This is a genomic window from Kribbella sp. NPDC051137, assembly GCF_040682535.1.
In the GTDB taxonomy this organism is placed as follows: domain Bacteria; phylum Actinomycetota; class Actinomycetes; order Propionibacteriales; family Kribbellaceae; genus Kribbella; species Kribbella karoonensis.
In genome coordinates, this window is record NZ_JBFBBI010000003.1 from 12,227 (window position 1) to 32,178 (window position 19,952).

19 protein-coding genes are annotated in these 19,952 nt (G+C 69.9%); 11 read left to right on the forward strand and 8 right to left on the reverse strand.

From position 1 onward, the window contains the following. Position 1: 1 nt before the first annotated feature. The 5 genes from AB0M51_RS14970 to AB0M51_RS14990 all read left to right on the forward strand — a co-directional run bounded on the left by AB0M51_RS14970 (position 2) and on the right by AB0M51_RS14990 (position 5,214). Positions 2-574 (forward strand): helix-turn-helix transcriptional regulator, encoded by a 573-nt coding sequence (locus AB0M51_RS14970; RefSeq protein WP_344188929.1) that lies wholly within the window; start codon positions 2-4, stop codon positions 572-574. Continuing rightward, positions 571-1,287, forward strand: coding sequence for an ABC transporter ATP-binding protein (locus AB0M51_RS14975; protein ID WP_344188928.1), 717 nt, complete (start codon positions 571-573; stop codon positions 1,285-1,287). Before AB0M51_RS14970 ends, AB0M51_RS14975 begins: the two co-directional genes overlap by 4 nt. Further along, the gene (locus AB0M51_RS14980; RefSeq protein WP_344188927.1) at positions 1,287-3,896 is read left to right on the forward strand and encodes an FtsX-like permease family protein; all 2,610 of its coding nucleotides are present in this window, start codon (positions 1,287-1,289) and stop codon (positions 3,894-3,896) included. The genes AB0M51_RS14975 and AB0M51_RS14980 overlap by 1 nt, the downstream gene beginning before the upstream one ends. A gap of 169 nt (positions 3,897-4,065) precedes the next feature. Beyond that, the gene (locus AB0M51_RS14985; RefSeq protein WP_344188926.1) at positions 4,066-4,602 is read left to right on the forward strand and encodes a CGNR zinc finger domain-containing protein; all 537 of its coding nucleotides are present in this window, start codon (positions 4,066-4,068) and stop codon (positions 4,600-4,602) included. 9 nt (positions 4,603-4,611) lie between these two features. Then, positions 4,612-5,214, forward strand: a complete 603-nt coding sequence (locus AB0M51_RS14990) for a bacterial proteasome activator family protein (RefSeq protein ID WP_344188925.1) — start codon at positions 4,612-4,614, stop codon at positions 5,212-5,214. A 6-nt stretch (positions 5,215-5,220) separates the two neighbouring features. On the opposite strand, the gene AB0M51_RS14995 is transcribed toward AB0M51_RS14990, so the two are convergent. Next, on the reverse strand, positions 5,221-6,030 hold the full coding sequence (locus AB0M51_RS14995; protein WP_344188924.1) for an HAD-IIB family hydrolase: 810 nt from the start codon (positions 6,028-6,030) through the stop codon (positions 5,221-5,223). A 621-nt stretch (positions 6,031-6,651) separates the two neighbouring features. Between AB0M51_RS14995 and AB0M51_RS15000 the strand changes: the two genes are divergently transcribed. Beyond that, the gene (locus AB0M51_RS15000; protein ID WP_344188923.1) at positions 6,652-7,158 is read left to right on the forward strand and encodes a WhiB family transcriptional regulator; all 507 of its coding nucleotides are present in this window, start codon (positions 6,652-6,654) and stop codon (positions 7,156-7,158) included. 122 nt (positions 7,159-7,280) lie between these two features. On the opposite strand, the gene AB0M51_RS15005 is transcribed toward AB0M51_RS15000, so the two are convergent. Together AB0M51_RS15005 and serS are read right to left on the reverse strand one after the other, a co-directional pair. After that, positions 7,281-8,069 (reverse strand): HAD family hydrolase, encoded by a 789-nt coding sequence (locus AB0M51_RS15005; RefSeq protein WP_344188922.1) that lies wholly within the window; start codon positions 8,067-8,069, stop codon positions 7,281-7,283. Then, positions 8,066-9,340, reverse strand: coding sequence for a serine--tRNA ligase (gene serS / locus AB0M51_RS15010; protein ID WP_344188921.1), 1,275 nt, complete (start codon positions 9,338-9,340; stop codon positions 8,066-8,068). The genes AB0M51_RS15005 and serS overlap by 4 nt, the downstream gene beginning before the upstream one ends. Positions 9,341-9,433: 93 nt before the next feature. On the opposite strand from serS, the gene AB0M51_RS15015 reads away from it, so the two are divergent. After that, positions 9,434-11,029 (forward strand): diacylglycerol kinase family protein, encoded by a 1,596-nt coding sequence (locus AB0M51_RS15015; RefSeq protein ID WP_344188920.1) that lies wholly within the window; start codon positions 9,434-9,436, stop codon positions 11,027-11,029. A 74-nt stretch (positions 11,030-11,103) separates the two neighbouring features. On the opposite strand, the gene AB0M51_RS15020 is transcribed toward AB0M51_RS15015, so the two are convergent. Then, positions 11,104-11,583, reverse strand: a complete 480-nt coding sequence (locus tag AB0M51_RS15020; RefSeq protein WP_344188919.1) for a DUF4446 family protein — start codon at positions 11,581-11,583, stop codon at positions 11,104-11,106. A 113-nt stretch (positions 11,584-11,696) separates the two neighbouring features. On the opposite strand from AB0M51_RS15020, the gene larB reads away from it, so the two are divergent. Continuing rightward, complete coding sequence (larB, locus tag AB0M51_RS15025) at positions 11,697-12,413, forward strand: nickel pincer cofactor biosynthesis protein LarB (protein ID WP_344188918.1); 717 nt, start codon at positions 11,697-11,699, stop codon at positions 12,411-12,413. Further along, positions 12,413-13,675, forward strand: coding sequence for a nickel pincer cofactor biosynthesis protein LarC (larC, locus tag AB0M51_RS15030; protein ID WP_344188917.1), 1,263 nt, complete (start codon positions 12,413-12,415; stop codon positions 13,673-13,675). Before larB ends, larC begins: the two co-directional genes overlap by 1 nt. Here the strand turns inward: larC and AB0M51_RS15035 are convergent, their stop codons facing one another. Beyond that, positions 13,676-15,220: a DUF2029 domain-containing protein gene (locus AB0M51_RS15035; protein WP_344188916.1), complete on the reverse strand. Its 1,545-nt coding sequence runs from the start codon at positions 15,218-15,220 to the stop codon at positions 13,676-13,678. It abuts the gene before it with no gap. Further along, positions 15,220-16,026 (reverse strand): glycosyltransferase, encoded by an 807-nt coding sequence (locus AB0M51_RS15040; protein WP_344188915.1) that lies wholly within the window; start codon positions 16,024-16,026, stop codon positions 15,220-15,222. The genes AB0M51_RS15035 and AB0M51_RS15040 overlap by 1 nt, the downstream gene beginning before the upstream one ends. A 171-nt stretch (positions 16,027-16,197) precedes the next feature. Here AB0M51_RS15040 and AB0M51_RS15045 point away from each other — a divergent pair, with 171 nt between their 5' ends. Both AB0M51_RS15045 and AB0M51_RS15050 read left to right on the forward strand, forming a co-directional pair. Further along, positions 16,198-16,788 carry a dihydrofolate reductase family protein gene (locus AB0M51_RS15045; RefSeq protein WP_344188914.1) on the forward strand — a complete coding sequence of 197 codons (591 nt, stop codon included), beginning with the start codon at positions 16,198-16,200 and terminating at the stop codon, positions 16,786-16,788. Between the two features lie 68 nt (positions 16,789-16,856). Next, positions 16,857-18,056, forward strand: coding sequence for an arginine deiminase (locus AB0M51_RS15050; RefSeq protein ID WP_344188913.1), 1,200 nt, complete (start codon positions 16,857-16,859; stop codon positions 18,054-18,056). 220 nt (positions 18,057-18,276) lie between these two features. Here the strand turns inward: AB0M51_RS15050 and AB0M51_RS15055 are convergent, their stop codons facing one another. Further along, a complete protein-coding gene (locus AB0M51_RS15055; RefSeq protein ID WP_344188912.1) occupies positions 18,277-19,248 on the reverse strand; it encodes a DUF5926 family protein in 972 nt (323 codons plus the stop codon). A 61-nt stretch (positions 19,249-19,309) separates the two neighbouring features. Further along, complete coding sequence (locus AB0M51_RS15060; RefSeq protein ID WP_344188911.1) at positions 19,310-19,726, reverse strand: ATP-binding protein; 417 nt, start codon at positions 19,724-19,726, stop codon at positions 19,310-19,312. Positions 19,727-19,952: the final 226 nt, after the last annotated feature.

Genomic DNA, 19,952 nt, shown 5'->3' on the forward strand with positions numbered 1-19,952 from the left:
CATGTCGATCAAGCATGGATTGCTGGCGCTGCTCCAGGACGAGCCGAAGTACGGCTACCAGCTCCGCGGCGAGTTCGAAGCCGCCACCGGAGCGACCTGGCCGCTGAACATCGGGCAGGTCTACACCACGCTCACCCGCCTGGAACGTGACGGCCTGGTCCGGGCCGCGTCCAGTGAGGGCGACGGACGGTCGATGTACGAGATCACCGACGCCGGCCGGACCGAGCTGGCGAAGTGGTTCGCGACTCCGGTGACCCGGGAGTCCCGGCCGCGCGACGAGCTGGCGATCAAGCTCGCGCTCGCTCTCGCCGTACCGGGGATCGACGTCAGCGCCGTGGTCCAGCGGCAGCGGATGTCGACGATGCAGTCCCTGCAGGAACTGACCCGGCTGAAGCGGAACAGCACCGAGGCCGAGATCTCCTGGCAGCTCGTGATCGAGTCGATGATCTTCGGCGCCGAGGCCGAGATCCGCTGGCTCGACCACTGCGAGGCGATGCTCTTACGCCACCGCGGCAAACCCCGCGCCGTACCACAGAAGTACGACGCCCCGGCGGAGCAGGAGACCCGCTCATGATCCTCGACATCCGCAACCTGACCAGGACGCACGGCGACGGCGAGCAGGCCGTCCACGCCTTGCGTGGCGTGGATCTGGGCGTCGCCGCCGGTGAACTGGTCGCGGTGATGGGCCCGTCCGGATCCGGCAAGTCCACGTTGCTGACGTGTGCCGGCGGTCTCGATCGCCCGACCGGCGGCGAGGTGCTTGTCGACGGCAACGACCTGGCCACGCTGAGCACGAAGGCCGTGGCCGCGCTCCGGCGGCGCCGGATCGGCTACGTGTTCCAGGACTTCAACCTGATCCCGGCACTGACCGCCGCCGAGAACGTCGCGCTGCCGCTCGAACTGGACGGCACCCGCAGCCGCACCGCACGCAGGTACGCCGTCGCCGCGCTCGAGGAGGTGGGCATCGGCGACCTCGCCGACCGCTTCCCCGACGACATGTCCGGTGGCCAGCGGCAACGCGTGGCGATCGCCCGCGCGATCGTCGGCGAACGCCGGCTGCTGCTCGCCGACGAGCCGACCGGCGCACTCGACTCGGAGACCGGCGAGGCCGTACTGCGACTGCTCCGCGATCGCTGCGACCAGCACGGTATCGGCGGGGTACTCGTCACGCACGACGCCCGCCATGCCGCCTGGGCGGATCGCGTGGTCTACCTGCGCGACGGCGTACTGGTCGGGCAGGCAGGTCCGCTGCTCGAGGCGGATGCGCTGCTGCAGGACAGCAACTGATGGGCCAGTGGGGTCCGCCGCTCCGGATCGCTCGCCGGACGGCACGACGATCGCTCGGCCGGACGCTCCTCGTCGCGGCGCTGATCGGTCTACCGGTACTGGCGGCGACCTGGCTCGGCATCGTGTTGAAGAGCGCGCACCCGAGCGGCGAAACGCTCGCGAACAACACGATCGGGCGGGCGGACGCACGCCTCGACGTCACGCAGTACGACAAGGTCCAGGTCGTCCCGGGGCAGGAGATCTACGGCGAGCCGCCGCCGGCCGACGGACACGACAAGGCAGTACGGACACCGGGTACGTTCGACCCGCTGCCGCTGCTGCCGCCCGGGAGCAAGATCGCGCGGCAGCTCGTCGACGGCGGGATGGCCGAGCTGCGGACGCCGGACTCGAGGACCTCCGCCACGCTGATCGTCGGCGACGGCGCGAGTCCGCTCGCCGCCGGGACCGTCAAGGTGGACAAGGGCCGGATGCCCGCGAAGGCCGACGAGGTTGCGATCTCGCCGGCACTCGCCGAGAAGCTCGGGTCGACCGGCACCGTGGTCAGCGCCGACGGCACGAAGTACACCGTCGTCGGCATCGCGCGGATGCTCCTCGGCCAGAGCCTGCCGACCGTCTTCGGTACGCCGGACATCGCCCTGGCCGAACCTGATCCGACCCGCACTGTCTCCTACCTCGTGGACCTGCCGGACTCGGCCGACCCCGGTCGGCTCGGGCCGAAGCTCGTCGACCAGGGCCTCTTTCTCTTGCCGCGGGCAACTATCATCGATCCGCCGCCGGCGCCGTACGGCACCTCCGCGGCCGACATCGGTCCGTACGCCGCGATGGCGCTGGTGATCGGTTTCGGCATCCTGGAGATCGTGCTGCTGGCCGGAACGGCGTTCGCGGTCGGCGCGCGCCGGCAGACGCGGGAACTCGGCCTGGTGATGGCCGCCGGCGGTACGCCGGGCGACGTCCGGCGGATCGTCCTGGTGCAGGGGCTGTTCGCCGGACTGGTCGGGGTACTCGGCGGGCTCGTGGTCGCCGGCGCGGCCGTGTTCAGCGCGAAGCCGCTCTGGGAGGCGATGACCGACTCGATCTTCACCGCCTGGCAGATCCCGTGGGGCACGACCGCCGGGATCGCGGTCCTCGGGGTCGGCGCCGGGCTCGCGGCGGCCGTCGTACCGGCGATCAGCGCCGGGCGGCAGGCACCCATGGCAGCGCTGGCCGGCCGGTTCGCGGTGACCGCGAAGGCGGCCCGGATTCGGGTCGTCGCCGTCGTGCTGCTGGTCGGCGGACTGGTCTGCGTGTTCGCGGGCAGCGCCCAGATCGCCGCGGCGCTGAAGTCGGCGCGGAACTCACAGCTGGGGACCCAGGCGACCGCGACGCCGAACGGCCCGATCGCGCTGGTGCTCGTCGGGATCACGGCGGCGGTCATCGCGCTGGTGTGGATGCTTCCGAGCCTGGTCGCGAAAGCGGCCGGTCTGGCCCGGGTGCTGCCGTTGAGCGGCCGGATGGCGCTCCGCGACGCGTCCCGGCACCGGCACCGCACAGGCCCGGCGACCGCGGCGATCATGATGGCGGTCGCCGGCACCGCGGCGGTCGCGTTCGCCGCCGCCAACTCGATCGCGGCGGACGAGGCGAACTACGTCGCGGTCAGCAAGCACGGCAACGCCGTCCTGCGGTTCGACAACGGCGTCCCAGGGGCGCAGGCGTATCGTCCGGAGTTGATCACCAGCCTGGACGGGATCCTTCCGGTGCGGCAGCAGTACGAGCTCGGCGACGTACTGTTGCCGAACGCAAAGGCCAACCAGTACGGCTACACGCCGGTCCTCGCGGTGGCCACCCCGCAGAACTTCGAGGGATCCAACGGGTTCGCGCTGCTGTCGGTGGATCCGGCGTTCGTCGCGAAGTTCGGTGCGTACGGCGAGCAAGCGGCGGCTGCGCTGCGGGACGGCAAGGTGGTTCTGCCCGGCGTACCGTTGAAGGCCGGACAGAAGGTTGCCCTGCACAACGATGACAGCGATCGCATGCTGAAGAACCTGGACGCGGTCTCGTTCGGGACGCCGCCTGCCGTGCACTTCCTGCGCGACACCGCGCTGATCAGTCCGGCGGCGGCGCGGCAGCTGGGCACGATCCGGGTCTCCGAGGTGCACTTCGAGCTGACCCGCGATCCGTCGAAGGACCAGCTCGCCGCGGTCAGCCGGCTGCTCGGGACGGATGACGGCCTGAAGGTGGAGAAGGGATACCAGAATCCGGGACGGCTGTTCCTGATCGGGGTCCTGGCCGCGGCCACGGTGGTGACCCTGCTCGGGGTCGCGATCTCGGTGTCGCTGTCCGCCGCCGAGGGCCGGGCGGATCTCGCGACGCTGGCCGCGATCGGCGCCCCGCCGCGACGCCGGCGATCGCTCGCGGCGGCCCAGGCGTGGGTGCTCGGTCAGCTGGGCTGCGTGCTGGGCGTGGGGGTCGGCGCGCTGTACGGGTTCACCGCGCACGCCGCGTTCGGGTCGCCGCGCTTCACCGTCCCGTGGGCGGAGCTCGGCGGGATCGTGGTCGCCGTACCACTCTTCGCCGGTCTGCTCGCCTGGCTGCTCACGCGGTCGCGGCTACCGATGGTCAGTCGTGTCGACTAGGGCGACCTCGGGGTAGGCGACGGGGTACGGGGGTGTGCTGGTGATGCGCCATTGGCCGCAGGCGCATCGCTGGTACACCACCAGGCCTTCGCTGACCTGATGACTGGAGACGGCGGTCCAGCGGTGCCGGTGGGTGTCTGTCATGGATCCATCGTGATGTAATGGCATTATGCATCTCAACCCTTACGGCGCCGACGCGGTGCTACTCGCGGTGAACCTCGCCACCCGGCCGGCACACACGCCGGAGGAGCTGGCGGAGCGGTGCGAGGAGAGCGGCGTCGAGAGCCGTCTGGTGCGGGAGCGGCAGGTGACGGCCGCGGACCTGGCCGCCGTACGGACTGCGCTCGACGAGTGGCTGCAGGTCGTGGACGCCGCCGACGAGCAGACCCGGGTGGATCTGGTGAACGCGATGCTCGCGAAGTACACCGAGCATCCGCGGCTCACCAACCACGCCGGCGACGGCTGGCACATGCACTACCGACCGGACGACGTCCCGGTCGGACGACTGGTCGCGACGCTGATCAGCACCGGCACGGCGCTGCACCTGGCGGGCCGCGGCATCACCCGGCTCGGCCGCTGCGCGACAGAAGGCTGCGACAACGTCTACGCCGACCTCTCCCGCACCGGCCGCCAGCGCTATTGCACCCCCGCCTGCGCCAACCGGGACGCCGTACGTCGCCATCGTGCCCGCAGTGCGGACGCCTAGGATGGGGGGATGAGCGAGAGCAGCAGCGAGGGCCAGGAAGTTCCGATGGCCGGGGCGCGGACCGAAGACGGCAAGGTGCTGATCGTCGGGCCGGACGGCATGGCCGTCGAGGGACCGCCGCGCTCCGACAAGGACCACGACGACCACGACGACGAGCCCCGTTCGGTGACCGAACTGGTGGAGCAGCCGGCCAAGGTGATGCGGGTCGCCAACATGATCCGGCAGCTGCTGGAGGAGGTGAAGTCGGCACCGCTCGACGAGGCCTCCCGGGCGCGACTGCGGTCGATCCACGAGGCCTCGATCAAGGAGCTGGAGAGCGGCCTGGCGCCGGAGCTGGTCGAGGAGCTGGAGCGACTCAGCCTCGACTTCACCGACGACAGCACCCCCACCGACGCCGAGCTGCGGATCGCACAGGCACAGCTGGTGGGCTGGCTCGAGGGTCTGTTCCACGGCATCCAGACGGCGCTGTTCGCGCAGCAGATGGCCGCGCGGCAGCAGCTCGAGCAGATGCGCCGGGCACTCCCCGGCGGGCAGCAGCTCCCTCCGGACGGGCAGTTCCCCGACACCCCGCAGGCCCGCAACCCCGACGGCTCCGGCGGGATGTACCTGTAAGACCTCTTATTTCAAAGGCTGGAAGAACTCTTCGAGGACGGCGGCGACGCCGTCCTCGTCGTTCGAGGGGGCCGTGCGGTCGACGACCGCGAGTACTTCCGGGTGCGCGTTCGCGACGCCGTACGACGTACCGGCCCACGCCAGCATCGGCAGATCGTTGACCGAGTCACCGAAGGCGATCGTCTCAGCAGCCGAGATTCCTTGTGTGGCGGCGAAATCGGCGAGCATCGCGGCCTTCGAGACGCCGGTGGCGGAAATCTCCACCAAACCGTGACCTCCGCTGTGACTGGCGGTCACTCGTTGGCCGACCAACGGATTCACCAGCGCGAGCAGGTCGTCGGACTCCAGACTCGGATGCCGCACCAACAGTTTCGCGGCCGGCTCCGTGAGCAGTTCCTCGACGCTCGCGACCAACGTGTCGTCGGGTTTCGGCCAGCGGTTCAGGTAGACCGGTTCCTGTCCGTAGCGGTTCGGTCGCTCGATGGCGAACTGTACGTCGGGAACCGCGGCCCGGATCGCCAGCGCGACCTCGAGCCCGACGGCCGGATCGATCAGCCGGGTCCGGATCGCCCGCCGATGCGGGACGTCGTACAGAATGGCGCCGTTGGCAACAATCGCGACACCGTGCTCGCCGACGAGGTAGGAGAGGTCGTGCAGCCACCGAGGTGGCCGGGCGGTGACCATTACGAAAACACTTCCGGCAGCTTGCGCCGCGAGCACTGCGGCACGGGTCCGTTCGGACACCGTTCCGTCACTGTGCACGAGCGTTCCGTCGAGGTCGGTGGCTATCAGGCGGGGTTGGTGCGAAGCCGTCACAGGGTCACCGTAGCGTCGGACGACCCGGTCCCGCATTACCCTTCCGAGTACGCCGGGCGCAAGCGGTCGAGGCCCGGATTGAGACCTTTTTGACTTATCTGATTGAGCTTTTGACAACGTCATCAGACCGTTACGGCAGGATGCTGCAAAGGCAGCAAGTTCCCCTGCATCGCACGGTTGGCGCGTGATTTCATGCGGAGGTCTGGCGGGGAACCGGGGGCTGTTCGGCCGCGTCGTATGCGTGTTCTGGATCAGCGCGACTGATGCCGCCCCACCTCCGGAAGCACACACAAACGTCGAATAACTGTTGCTGAATTGGCTGCAACCAAAACCGCGGCAGTGGCGTCAAGAGTTATGGATCGGTGCGTCCCACGCCCGGGACGACACGGTGGGCCGGCAACAAAGTGTGGGTCCACCAGCTAGTGGAGCCGTGCGAACGAACGTCGTTCACCGTTCGTTCACTCGGGTCCTGATACTTGGGGAGCCTTGATGACCGTCAACAGCGCCAATCTAGCGGGGCCGGGGGGCAGAAGCTCTCGAGCGGCTGTCGACACATCTTCCAACAGGGAAGGGGCAATGACCGGCTGTATTGCCCGCACGGATATCTTTCAGCACCGCCTGATGGAAGAGCCGCCGCCCGCCTCTGCAACCCGCCGTACCCGCGAGCGCTACGAGCAACTCGTCCGCGAGGCGAAGGCGCTGTGCGCCTCCTGCCCGCTCTTCACCGACTGCCTGTACAGCGCGGTCGCGGAACACGACGTGAGCGGTTTCGTCGCCGGAACCACAGCTGCACAACGGCGTTCGATCCGGAACCTGCTCGACGTCGAGGTGCAGGCCGACGACTTCGACCAGCTTGCCGGCGCGCGGGGGACGCGCCGGCCGGTGAGCCACGAAGAAGTCCTGCGGCTGCGCACCCAGTACCCGAACGACAGCCTCGAGTCGCTGGCCATGCGTCTCGGCTGCTCGCTGTCGACGGTGAAGCGGCACCTGCGGCGCGCGCGTCGCGGTCAGAGCCCGGCTGCCAAGACCCCGCGGCCCCGGCCGCAGGTCAGCGCGGTGCTGGACGCGTTCGACACGGTCGTCGAGCAGCACCAGCAGCGCCGGACGGGCAGTACCCGAGTCGCCTGACCTGACAGTCGACCCGCCAGCTGACTGTCAGGTCGAAGGCCCGGAAAACCTGTGCACGCAGGGTTTCCGGGCCTTCACTTGTCAACTGTCAAGAATTTCGGCGGTCGCCGAAAGGGCTTGCTTCAGAACCAGCGGTTCAGTACGGCGGCGGCGCCGTCGTCCTGGACCGACTTCGTGACCTCGTCGGCGGCCAGCTTGACCTCGTCGGGCGCGGACCCCATCGCGACGCCGTGACCGGCGTACGTGAGCATCTCGATGTCGTTGCGGCCGTCCCCGATCGCCAGCAGGCCCGACGGATCCAGGTCGAGCTGCGCGAGCGCGACCTTCAGCCCGGTCGACTTGTCCACGCCTTCCGGTGCGATGTCGAGCCACGCGGTCCAGCCGACGAAGTAGCTGACCCCGTGCAGGCCGAGGCGTTCGGCCAGCTGGACGAAGTCGCTCTCGGACTGTTCCGGGTCCCGGATGATCAATCGGGTCACGGGTTGCGGTGCGAGCTCGTCGTCGGTGACCACGCGCATCCGCGCGTTCGCGCCGAGGTCGCCGTCCGGAAACGGCGCGGTGACCAGGTAGCTGCCGTCCGCGTCCTCGACGGCCATCCGGGCGTTCGGCGCATAGCGGCGTACCGACCTGATCACCGTCGCCGGGTCGAAGGTCCGCTCGTCGACGACCGTGCCGTCCGGGTAACGCATCGTGCGCGCACCGTTGCTACAGACAACGAATCCGTCCGCGGGCAGCCGGAGCCGCTGGGCGATCGGCGCGGTCGTCGACCAGGCGCGGCCGGTGGCCAGCACGACGGGCACTTGCTGGGCGGTACGCCGGACCGCGTCGATGACTGCCGGCGACAGGCCGTCGTCGTGGTCGATCAGGGTGCCGTCGATGTCCAGGGCAACTACTGTCGGCTTATCTGTCATTTAGCGACCGGTTCGAGAACCTCACGGCCGCCGACGTACGGCTGCAGTGCGGTCGGGACCCGGACCGACCCGTCGGCCAGCTGGTGCGTCTCCAGGATCGCGACGATCCAGCGGGTGGTGGCGAGCGTGCCGTTCAGCGTCGCGACCGGCTGCGTCTTCCCGTCGGCGTCCCGGTGCCGGATGTTCAGCCGGCGGGCCTGGAAGTCGGTGCAGTTCGACGTCGAGGTCAGCTCGCGGTACCGGCCCTGCGTCGGCACCCACGCCTCGCAGTCGAACTTCCGGTACGCCGAGACGCCGAGGTCGCCGGTGGCGGTGTCGATCACCCGGTAGCTGAGCTCCATCTTGTCGAGCATCTCCTTCTCCCAGGCCAGCAGCCGCAGGTGCTCGGCGGCCGCGTCCTCGAGTGGGCAGTAGGAGAACATCTCGACCTTGTCGAACTGGTGGACGCGGATGATCCCGCGGGTGTCCTTCCCGTGCGACCCGGCTTCCTTCCGGTAGCAGGACGACCAGCCGGCGTACCGGATCGGGCCGTTGCTCAGATCGAGGATCTCGTCCATGTGGTACCCGGCGAGCGCGACCTCCGACGTACCGGTCAGGTACAGCTCGGGGTCCTCGAGCCGGTAGACGTCGTCGTGCGCCGACAGGTAGCCGGTGCCGCCCATCACCTCGGGCTTGACCAGCGTCGGGGTGATCATCGGGGTGAAGCCGGCCTCGACCGCCTGCTGGATCGCCAGCTGCAGCATGCCGAGCTGGAGCAGCATCCCGGCGCCCTTGAGGAAGTAGAACCGCGAGCCGCTGATCTTCGCGCCGCGCTCCATGTCGATCGCGCCGAGCAGCTCGCCCAGCTCGAGGTGGTCGCGAGGCTCGAACCCCTCGGCGGCGAAGTCGCGCGGCTTGCCGACCTCCTCCACCACGACGTAGTCGTCCTCGCCCCCGACCGGGGCCTCGTCGGACACCAGGTTGGGCAGCGCGGCGGCGAGCTCGTCGTACCGGCTGCCGGCCTCGTTGGCAGCGGCTTCGTTGGCCTTCACCTCGGCGGCCAGCGCCTTGGTGCGCTCCAGCAGCGCGGTCCGCTCGTCGCCCTTGGCCTGGGCGACCTGCTTGCCGAGCGACTTCTGCTCGGCCCGGAGCGCCTCGAAGGCGGAGATGGACGATCGACGCTCACTGTCGGCGACCAGGATCTGGTCCACCACATCGGTACTCTCGCCACGCTTGGTCAGGGCGGCGCGCACGACATCGGGGTTCTCACGGAGCAGTTTCGCGTCAATCACACCCTGAGGGTATCGGGGCGTGTCTGAACCGGCGAAGTCTATTCGGGATGATGGGCTGGCAACAGCCATCATCGAGGGGGATCCGAGCGGCCGATGAACCACCACCCACCCAGTACCGCGGTCGGCCGTGCGCTCACGGTCGTGCTGGGTGTTCTGCCGTTCACTGTGATCACGCTGCTGGTGTTCGGCGATTGGCCCCCGCTCGCCCACTGGGACCAGTCGGTCGCTGCGCGTGCCTCGGCGTACGGCGCGGCGCACGAGGGGCTGGTCGACTTCTGGCAGGTCGTCGGCGCGGTGGCGGTGCCGTGGACGGCGCGGGCGGTGATCGCGATCGTCGCGGCATACCTCTGGCACCGGCGGGCGCGGCTGCTGACGATCTGGCTGCTCACGTCCGCGGCCGCGGAGCTGGTGCTGGTCCAGGTCGTGAAGGCGGTCTTCGAGCGAGAGCGCCCGGCAGGGATGCTGGTCGAGACAAGCGGGTTCTCGTACGTCTCCGGACACGCCACGGCCGCGTTCGTGCTGGCCGGAGCGCTCGGCGTCGTACTGCCGTCGGTGCGCGGCTGGCGGCGGCGGTTCCGGCTGCTGGTGGTGCTGCCGGTGATCGCGGTGGTGTGGATCGTGTCGGCCGACCGGATCGCGCTGGACGTGCACTACGTGTCCGACGTACTCGGCGGCTGGGCGCTCGGGCTGGCGATCCTGACCGCGACGTCGATCGGCTTCGGCCTCCGGCCCGGGCTGCGGCGGCGCAGGCGACGTACGGCCTCCGAGGGCGACGGTACGACGGCCCCGCCGCGGGCAGCCGTCATCGTGAACCCGATCAAGGTGGGGGACGGGGTCGCGTTCCGCCGGAAGGTGACGCGGGCGCTCGCGGTCCGCGGGTACGACGACCCGTTGTGGCTGGAGACCCGCCAGGACGACGCCGGCAACGCGATGGCGAAGCAGGCGATCGAGTACGAGTCGGACCTGGTGCTGGTGGCGGGTGGCGACGGTACGGTCCGGGTGGTCTGCTCGGCGCTCGCGCACACCGGCATCCCGGTCGGCGTGATCCCGGCCGGCACCGGGAACCTGCTGGCCCGGAACCTGCACATCCCGCTCGACCTGGACGACGCACTGGAGCGCATCCTCGAGGGCCGCGACCGGCGGATCGACCTGGTCGCCGTGCACGGCGACGAACTGGACAACGACCGGTTCGCCGTGATGGCCGGGCTCGGGCTGGACGCCGCGATCATCTCCGGCGCGCCGCCGCACCTGAAGAAGCAGATCGGCTGGACCGCCTACCTGGTGTCCGCGGCGAAGAACGTGAACCACCCGTCGGTCCGGGTCCAGATCACCATCGACGACGCCGAACCGATCGAACGCCGCGTCCGCACGGTCGTCGTCGGCAACGTCGGCATGCTCCAGGCGAACATCCCCCTGCTCCCCGACGCCCGCCCCGACGACGGCCTGCTCGACGTCGTGGTGATCGCACCGCGGCGGGTGACGCAGTGGCCGATCGTCCTGTGGGGGATGATGACCCGCACCAAGCGCACCGACATGTACCTCGAGCGCTTCACCGGCCGCAAGGTCGAGCTCCACGCCGCCGTCGACGTCCAACGCCAACTCGACGGCGACCCCATCGGCCCCGGCCGCTACCTGTCCACCGAAATCGAACCAGGCGCCCTGACGGCCCGCGTCCCCAAGCGCCGCTAGCTCGAGGATGACCTGCCCGTTCCCCCAGCAACCATTCGCCACGGGGAGACTTACGCACCGCCTCCGCACGTTTCTCAGTCGACGGTTGGGCCGGCTTCTTTGTGGAGGGTGTTGATGGCTTCTTCCTCTTCAGGGGAGAGTTTCGACTCGCTGGCGAAGGACTTGATCTCCTTCGCGTAGGTGCGGGCGTCGGCGCGGCTGTTGATCGACGTGAGGACGACGCCGTCGCCGTTGTCGTCGAGGATCGCCATCGACCAGGAGAGCTTGCCGCCGGTGTCGCCGAACGCGTCGTACCGGACGACTGCCAGGTGCTGGAGGGTCTCCTTCAGCTCGCCGCGGGTGACCTCGAGTTCCTTGTCGAGTCTGCGGAGCTCGGACTTGACGGTGCCGGGCTTGGCCTCCGGCTGGGCGGGCTGCGGTTCCGGCGCGGGCTGGGTGCTGGGCTGGTCAGACGGGCCCGTCCGGGCCCGGAGGGCCTGGATCGCGAACACCAGGGCAAGCACCGCCACGAAGAGGGCGGCGACCCCGAAGGCACCGGCTAACGTCGAAGACACAGAACTAGAGCCTAAGGCATCGTCTGGTCTGCCTGAGTGTTCAGGTGATCGCGGAGCGTAGGTGCCCGGGGACGGATGCGGTACGTCGGGCCGCGGCAACGTAGATTCACGGCGTGACACATTTGCCTGATCAGGGTCCACAACCGGGCGTCCACGACCTCGGATACGCCCGGCTCGACACCGACCGGCTGGAACGCACCGGCGACGCCGAGGTGGTGTACGGCGCGGGCAAGACGCCATCTCAGGTCGTGGAACTGCTCCGTACCCTGCACGCCACCCATCCCGGGCACGCCGTTCTCGCGACCCGGTTGACGGACGAGGCGCAGGACGCGGTGGCGTCCGCGCTGCCGGAGGCGGTGATCGATCCGGTCGGGCGTACGGCGGTCCTCGGTGAGCCGCCGCGGCAGGCCGGGACGGTGGCCGTGGTGGCTGCCGGTACGTCGGACGCGCCGGTGGCGGCCGAGGCGGCGACGACGGCCCGGGTGTTCGGGGCCGGCGTGGACGTGATCACGGACGTCGGCGTGGCCGGCCTGCACCGGATCCTCGGGGTCCGCGAGCGGCTCGCGGAGGCGGACTGCCTGATCGTGGTCGCGGGGATGGAGGGCGCGCTGCCGAGCGTCGTCGGCGGGCTGGTCGGCGTACCGCTGGTGGCGGTGCCGACGTCGGTCGGGTACGGCGCTTCGTTCGGAGGGCTGGCGGCGCTGCTCGGGATGCTGAACTCGTGTGCGCCCGGAGTGACGGTCGTCAACATCGACAACGGGTTCGGGGCCGGGGTGTTCGCGGCCCGGGTCGCCCGGCAGTCGGTCCCGCGCGAGACGAAGGACGCCTGATGCGCACAGCCTGGCTCGACTGCTCCGCCGGCGCCTCCGGCGACATGCTCCTGGGCGCGCTGCTCTCCGCCGGCGCCGACCTGGAGTACGTGAACGCGGCGGTTGCCGCTGTGGACCCGTCGTTGTCGGTCACGGTCGCCGGCACGTCCCGCCACCAGATCGCCGCCACCAAGGCGACGGTCGAGGTGAACGGCACGCCCCACCCGGAAAACATCCCGGACGCAGGCCACGGTCACGGGCATGGCCACGGTCACGGTCATGGCCATGGGCATGGTCACGAGCACTCCGGTCCGACGCGGGCGTGGGCCGATGTGCGGCGGTTGCTGGAGGAGGCGGAGCTCGACGAAAGGGTGCGGGAGCGGGCGCTCGACACCTTCGGGCGGTTGGCTCGGGCTGAGGCCTCGGCTCATGGTGTGGAGCCGGACACCGTGCACTTTCACGAGGTCGGGGCGCTGGATGCGATCGCGGACATCGTGGGGGTTGCGGCTGCCGCTGTCAGCCTCGAGCTCGAGCGGGTCGTGGTGTCGCCGATCGTGCTCGGCGGCGGGAAGCAGGTCCGCGGTCAACACGGCGGCATCCCGATCCCCGGACCGGCCGTGTTGCACCTGGTCTCGGAGGCGGGCGCACCGGTGGTCGGCGGCACAGCGCCGTACGAGATGACCACGCCGACCGGCGCCGCGCTGCTCGCCACGCTGGCCGACGAGTACGGGATGCTTCCGCCGATGCGGATCGAGCAGACCGGTGTCGGGGCCGGCGGCCGGGACCCGGTCGAGGTGCCGAACATCCTCCGCGTGGTCCTGGGTGAGTCTCTCGAGCAGTCGTCGACCGAGCTCGTCTACGAAACCAACGTCGACGATCTGGACCCGCGGATCTGGCCGCAGGTGCTGGCCCGGCTGATGGAGGCCGGCGCCGCCGATGCGTGGCTGACGCCGATCCTGATGAAGAAGGGCCGCCCGGCGCACACGCTCTCGGTCCTGGTCGGCGGTGCGAACGCCGAACTGGTCCGGTCGGTGATCCTGTCCGAGACGTCCGCGATCGGTCTGCGCGAGTTCGGCATCCGCAAGCACGCGGCCGACCGCGAGTTCGCGACCGTCGAGGTCGACGGCCAGCGCATCCACGTGAAGATCGCCAGGTACGGCGGACAGGTGGTCAACGTCCAACCGGAGTACGACGACGTCGCGGCGGCGGCGACCGTGCTGCGCAAGCCGGTCAAGACCGTCCTGGCGAAAGCCATCGCCGCCGGCCACGAGCTCTGGAGTTGACTAGCCGACCTCGGCGGCCTTCTGCGGCGCGGTCTTCTGTTTGCGGCGTGGCCAGTCGTACGGCCACCACTGGGCGCCGTTGCGGCGGGACCAGACGATCAGGCCGATCAGCACGGCCAGCTCGATCGCGGGGCACAGCGTGTCGCGGAGCCGCTGGCTGAAGAAGTCCAGCGAGTCGGACAGGCTCGCGGCGACCTGGCGCGCGTGCGGGTCCCGCCCGGGTACGTACGCGATCGCGAGCATCGTCGTACGGACGACCATCAGCCCGTCGACCTTCGACGCGGCGACCGCGGCCAGGGCGGCCCAGGCGATCACGTCGTACCAGGGCAGCGAGTACATCGCGGTCAGCGACCAGGCGATCGCGTAGATCGCGGTGTACCGGATCGCGGCCGGGGTCGGGTCGTCGGGATGTGTTTGCGGCACCAACGACTTCGGGAAGACCTGCGACAGCAGGATCGCGAGCACGACCAGCCCGACCCAGGCCAGGATCGCGATGACGGTCCGGACCAGGCCGTTCGGCAGGAAGAGTGTGAAGAAGCTCAGCAGCACCTTGTGCGGCGTGCCGGTGGAGATGAACGACGTCTGCGACCGGGCCTGCTGGAACGCCTGCAGGCCGACGATCGCGTACAGCCCGCCCATCGCGATCGCCCCGCCGCCGCAGAAGTACACGCACTTGCGCCGGTCGGCCCGCAGTGCCCACAGCATCGCGACGCCGACCAGGCCGATCGACAGCTTGGTGCAGCCCGCGACGCCGATCATCAGGCCGGCCAGGAACACGTGCCGGCGGAACAGCACCAGCGCGATCACCGCGAACATCACCGCGATCGAGTCGTTGTGCGCGCCGGCGAGCACCGCCCAGAGGAGCAGCGGGTTCGCCAGGCTGAGCATGATCACGCGCCGCTTGGCCGGCAGGTCCTTGCCGACCAGCTTGACCAGCAGCAGCCCGGTGACGACCAGGCTGATCGCGATCGACAGCTGCAGCATCCACACCGTGAGCTGCGCGGAGTCGCCGCCGATCAGCGAGGACAGCCACTGCACCCAGGTCGCGATCGGTCCGTACACACTGCGGGCGCCCTGCCACGGCCGCTCGGTCGCGGTGATCACCGGGTCGTACCCGAGCCGGATGGTGTCCGCCGGGGAGTTCGTGTACGGGTCGCCGCCGAGCGCCATGATCCGCCCGTACGCCGCGTAGATCAGCACGTCCCCGGACGCCATCGGCGGGACCAGCGTGACGGCCACCGTCGTACCGATGCCCAAGGCAATCAACCGGTCGACGCGCGGCGCCCAGCCGTGCCGCAACGCCTTGGTGGCGAGGTAGACGCCGTACCCGCCGAGCAGGATCGCGACGTAGATCATCACCGACACGAGCCAGTCGTTCGGCTTCGCGTCGAACCAGTACGACGGGAGCCACGGGTGCCGGTTGGTCAGCGTCAGCACCACGACGGACGGTCCGAGCAGGCCGACCGCGACGATCAGCGCCGTACAGGCGAGATAGAGAGCGACGGCGCGGCGACCGTACTTCCGTCCGAGTTCGAGGTCGCTCATTACGCCGACTTCCGCGGGAACAGGCTGCGCAGCGTCGGTCCACCACCGTCCGCGGGCAGCGCACTGCGGGCGGCGAGCGCACGCCGGACGTGCAGGTACTGCTTGGCGCGGTGCAGTTGCCCGCGCAGGTCGCTCCCGGTCGCGCGGTGCCGGACCTCGATCGGCACCTCGACGATCCGGAAGCCCTTCCGGCCGAGATCGATGGTCAGCGCGGTCTCCACGCCGAACCCCGCGGCCAGCGGTACGGCGGAGTCGAACGCGGCGCGGGTCAGGCAGCGCTGCCCGGACAACGGCTGCTCCGGCGCCCAGCCGGTCGCCTCCTGGATCCCGGCGCGCGACAGCCGTACGACGAACCCGTGGCCGCCGGCCTTTGTCCCGTCGGCGCGCACCTGCGCCGGCAGCGTCCCGACGGTCATGTCCGCGCGGCCCGTCTGCACCGGCTCGATCAACGGCCCGGCCGCGGTCGCGGTGTCGGTCAGGTCGGCGTCCAGGAACAGCAGGTGCCGCGGGCGGGCGCCGTCGCGCTCGGCGACCGCCGCCGCGCCCGTCTCCATCGCCGCGGCCTTCCCGCGGTTGCGCTCGTGCCGGACGACGACCGCGCCGGCCTCCTCGGCGACCTCGGCGGTCCGGTCCGTGGAGCCGTCGTCGACGACCACGACCAGGTCGACGCCGATGATCTTGTGCACCGCGTCGACGGTCGCCGCGATCCGGTCGGCCTCGTCCTTGGCCGGGATCACGCAGGCGACGGCGCGCTCGAACGGTTCCTTGTCGTCGGGCTTGTCGTTGGGCACAGCATCACCGGGCACAGCACCGCAGCCTAGTTCCTCGGCAGTCGATCGATCTCCTCAGTATCGGCCACCTGTGGATTTCTCGTTCTTTCGAACGATCGGCGATATCGGCCAGGTGGCAGATGTTCCGCCACGGCGACCGCAGCAGCATGAGGACATCAGCACAACCGAACCGGAAGAGGTACCGAAATGACCCGCATCGTGGTTGCGAACATCTCGCTCTCGCTCGACGGCCGTACCAACGGCGCCGGCGGCGACTACGACATGAGCTGGATCGTTCCGCACGCGATCACCGAGGGCGCCCGTGAGCACATGCTCCGGGTCACCGGCCCGGCCACCACCGTCCTGCTCGGCCGGAAGAACTACGAAGGCTTCGGCAGCTTCTGGCCGTCGGTCGCCGACGACGAGAACGCCGCTCCCCAGGACCGGACGTTCTCCCAGTGGCTGAACGAGACCGAGAAGGTCGTCTTCTCGACGACCCTGACCGAGGCCGCCTGGCAGAACTCCCGGATCGCCGACGGCGAACCCGCGGACGTGGTGAAGGAGCTCCGCGCCCAGGACGGCGGCGACATCATCGTGCTGGCCAGCTCCAGTGTGATCCGCGCCCTGCTCGCCGCCGACCAGCTCGACCGGCTGAGCATCACCCTCGACCCCGAGGTGGTCGGCGGCGGCGCCCGCCTGTTCGAGGACGGCCTGCCGGCCACCTCCTGGAGGCTGGCCGACTGCAAGCCCACCGAGTCCGGCGCCCTCTGCCTGTTCTACGACCGCATCCGAGACTGATATTGTCGGACAATCAGACACATTGGCGGGAGTAGCGTGGTGCGTACACGCGACCGGAGGGTGGACGGATGGCTGGGAGTACGTACGGCGTCGACAGTGAGGTCGGCCGGCTGCGAACGGTGATGCTGCACCGGCCCGGCAACGAGCTCCGGCGACTCACTCCGCGGAACAACGACAAACTGCTGTTCGACGGCATCCCGTGGGTCGGCCGCGCGCAGGACGAGCACGACGCCTTCGCCCAGACCCTCCGCGACCGCGACGTCGAGGTGCTGTACCTCGGCGAACTGCTCACCGAGTCCCTGGACCACCCCGAGGCGCGCCACCAGGCGGTCGCCGGCGCGACGGAGGACCTGCGGCTCGGTGACACCCTCCGCGACTACCTGCGGGCCTACCTCGGCGACCTCGACCCCGGCGCGCTGGCCGAGGCGTTGATGGCCGGCGTACGCAACGACGAGGTGCACTCCGGCGGGTTGGTGACGTCGCTCCTGGCGCACGAGGACTTCCTCATCGACCCGCTGCCGAACCTGCTCTTCACCCGCGACTCCAGCGTCTGGATCCGGGACTCGGTCGCGGTCACCTCGCTGGCGATGCCGGCCCGGATGCGCGAGACGCAGCTGACCGAGCTGATCTACACGTTCCACCCGCGGTTCGCCGGCGCGGACAAGGTGTACGACCACCAGCTGGAGCACGTCGAGGGCGGCGACGTGCTCGCGCTCGGTCCCGGCGTACTCGCCGTCGGGGTCGGGGAGCGAACCACGCCGGCCGGGGTGGAGCGGCTGGCGCGACGGGTGTTCGCGAAGGGCCTGGCGCACACGGTGCTCGCCGTACCGATCGCACAGCAGCGGGCGACGATGCATCTCGACACCGTCTGCACGATGGTCGACACCGACGCCGTGCTGATGTATCCGAACATGGCCGAGGAGATGCGCGCGCTCGCGGTCACCACCGACGGCGAGGAGCTCCACATCGCCGCACCCGAGCCGTTCCTGGTCGCGGCCGCGAAGGCGCTCGGCATCGACACGCTGCGCCGGATCGACACCGGCCTGGACCCCGTCACCGCCGAACGCGAGCAGTGGGACGACGGGAACAACACCCTCGCCGTCGCCCCGCGGGTCTGCATCGCGTACGAGCGCACCGTCGAGACCAACGCCCGCCTCGAGGAGTCCGGCATCGAGGTCGTCCGGATCTCCGGCTCCGAACTGGGCTCCGGCCGCGGCGGCCCGCGCTGCATGTCCTGCCCGGTACTGCGGGCCCCGCTGACTCCCTGACGCAGTCCCGTGAGGTTCGCGACACGCGGAGTGAAATCGGGGGTTGTGGCGGACGGGCTTCCTGGGTAATCTTCATGCCTAGGCCCAGGCCCTGTTGCTCCCCCGTCAGCAGGACTTGGGCCGTCCACGTTCCTGGGCCGATTCGAACGATCATGGCCTAGACCACTGTCAGTGAACAGAACGCCCCCTCAGCCGTAGCTGAGGGGCGTTGTCGCGTGCGTCAGCGGATGGTGAGCTGGCGGCTGGCCAGGCCGGCCTTGGCGGCCCGCTCCTCGGTGGTCAGCGGCGCCTCGGTGGCGAGCGCCTTCTCCAGCGCGGTGGCGAAGTCCGCGGCGGGCTTCTCCACGTCGGCGGCCTCGGTGCCGGCCGGCAGCTCCCAGACCGGGGCCAGTACGCCGAGGGCGCGGAACGAGCCGATCAGCCGGCTGCCGTCGACCAGCGCGGACGAGCCGGCGGCGTGCAGCCGGGCCAGGGCGTCGAGCAGGGTGTCCTCGGTGTGCGGCATGACCCAGCGGAGGTAGATACGGTCGCCGATCTGGGTCCAGTACGCGGCGTCGACCGACTCCAGCCGCACCGTCGGGGCAGCGGCGGCGTTCGCCCGCTCCAGCCCGGCGGCCACCTCGCCGGTCGGGTCCTCGACGTTCTCGCCGACCCAGAAGTCGAAGCCCTCGTGGACCTTGACGTCCAGCGGCTTGCTGGTGTCGATCAGGTCCTGCAGCCGCGGGCCGTCCTTCATCAGGTCGCCGAGCTGGATCGGGTTGCCGGGCTCGGTGTGCAGCGCGGCGGTGATCGCGTGCCCGAGGTCGCGGCTCGGGTCGCCGGACGAGGCGTGCGTCTGGAGGCCGATCCAGATCGTCTCGTCGTCGCGGACCAGGCCCGGCATCGCCATCGGGAGCAACGTGACAAGGTTGACGGTCTTGCCGGCGTTGTCGCCGACCAGCTCGACCTGCACGCTGCCGGACGGGACGATCTCGCGGAACGCGATCAGATCACACTCCGACGGCAGCCCCTCGAACGGCCGGACCACGAACGCGTCCGCCGACTGGGCGCGGTCCTTGCCGTGGCACTGCTTGAACCGCTTGCCGGAGCCGCACGGGCAGGGTTCCCGCGGGCCGACGTCGACCAGGTCGGCCGGGTCGAGCGTGACGGTCGGAGTCGTGTTCTTCGCGCGTTGCCGCGACTTCTTTCCCATAACCCCGCAGTCTTACAGCCAGCCCCACCCGAGGGCCAACCAGCGGGGTCTAGGACGTGCCCTAACTCGGGATCACCGCGTGCACGGTGCGGTGGTTGGCGGCGGTACGGACACCCCAGCCGGAGGTGAGGATGTCGACGATCGCGAGGCCGCGGCCGCCGATCGACTCGGGGTGCGGGTCGCTGATCCGCTGCGGCTCGGTGTCGCCGCGGCCGTCGGTGACCTCGACGTGGATCCCGGCCTTGTCGATCCACCAGGCCGCGCGGACCTCACCGGCCGGCAGTGGCGGGGCGTACCGGATCGCGTTCGAAAGCAGCTCGGACAGGACGAGCTGGGCGTCGTCGGAGGCGGCGCGGGCGACCCGGTAGCGCTTCAGGTAGACGCCGAAACGGCGCCGGGCATCCGCTACCGCGGACACTTCGTGCGGCAGTACGACGTCCACGACGCTGACGTCGGCGGGCAGGGTCGCAGAGGACAAGCAGGGTCTCCTCGATGATCGGTTCAGCCACTGGGACTTCTGCCCACGAACCCGGCCCTGAAAACACCTGCAGGTATTCCGTTACACAGCCTCTGCGAAGCGCCCCCTAAACACTCGGAAATTGTAACGAAATCGACGGAATTGAACGTTGCAATAACCCGCCGCATTCACCTCGCTACGTATCCACACCACGTGACACAAGCCACACAATTCCGTCTCGGCGTGT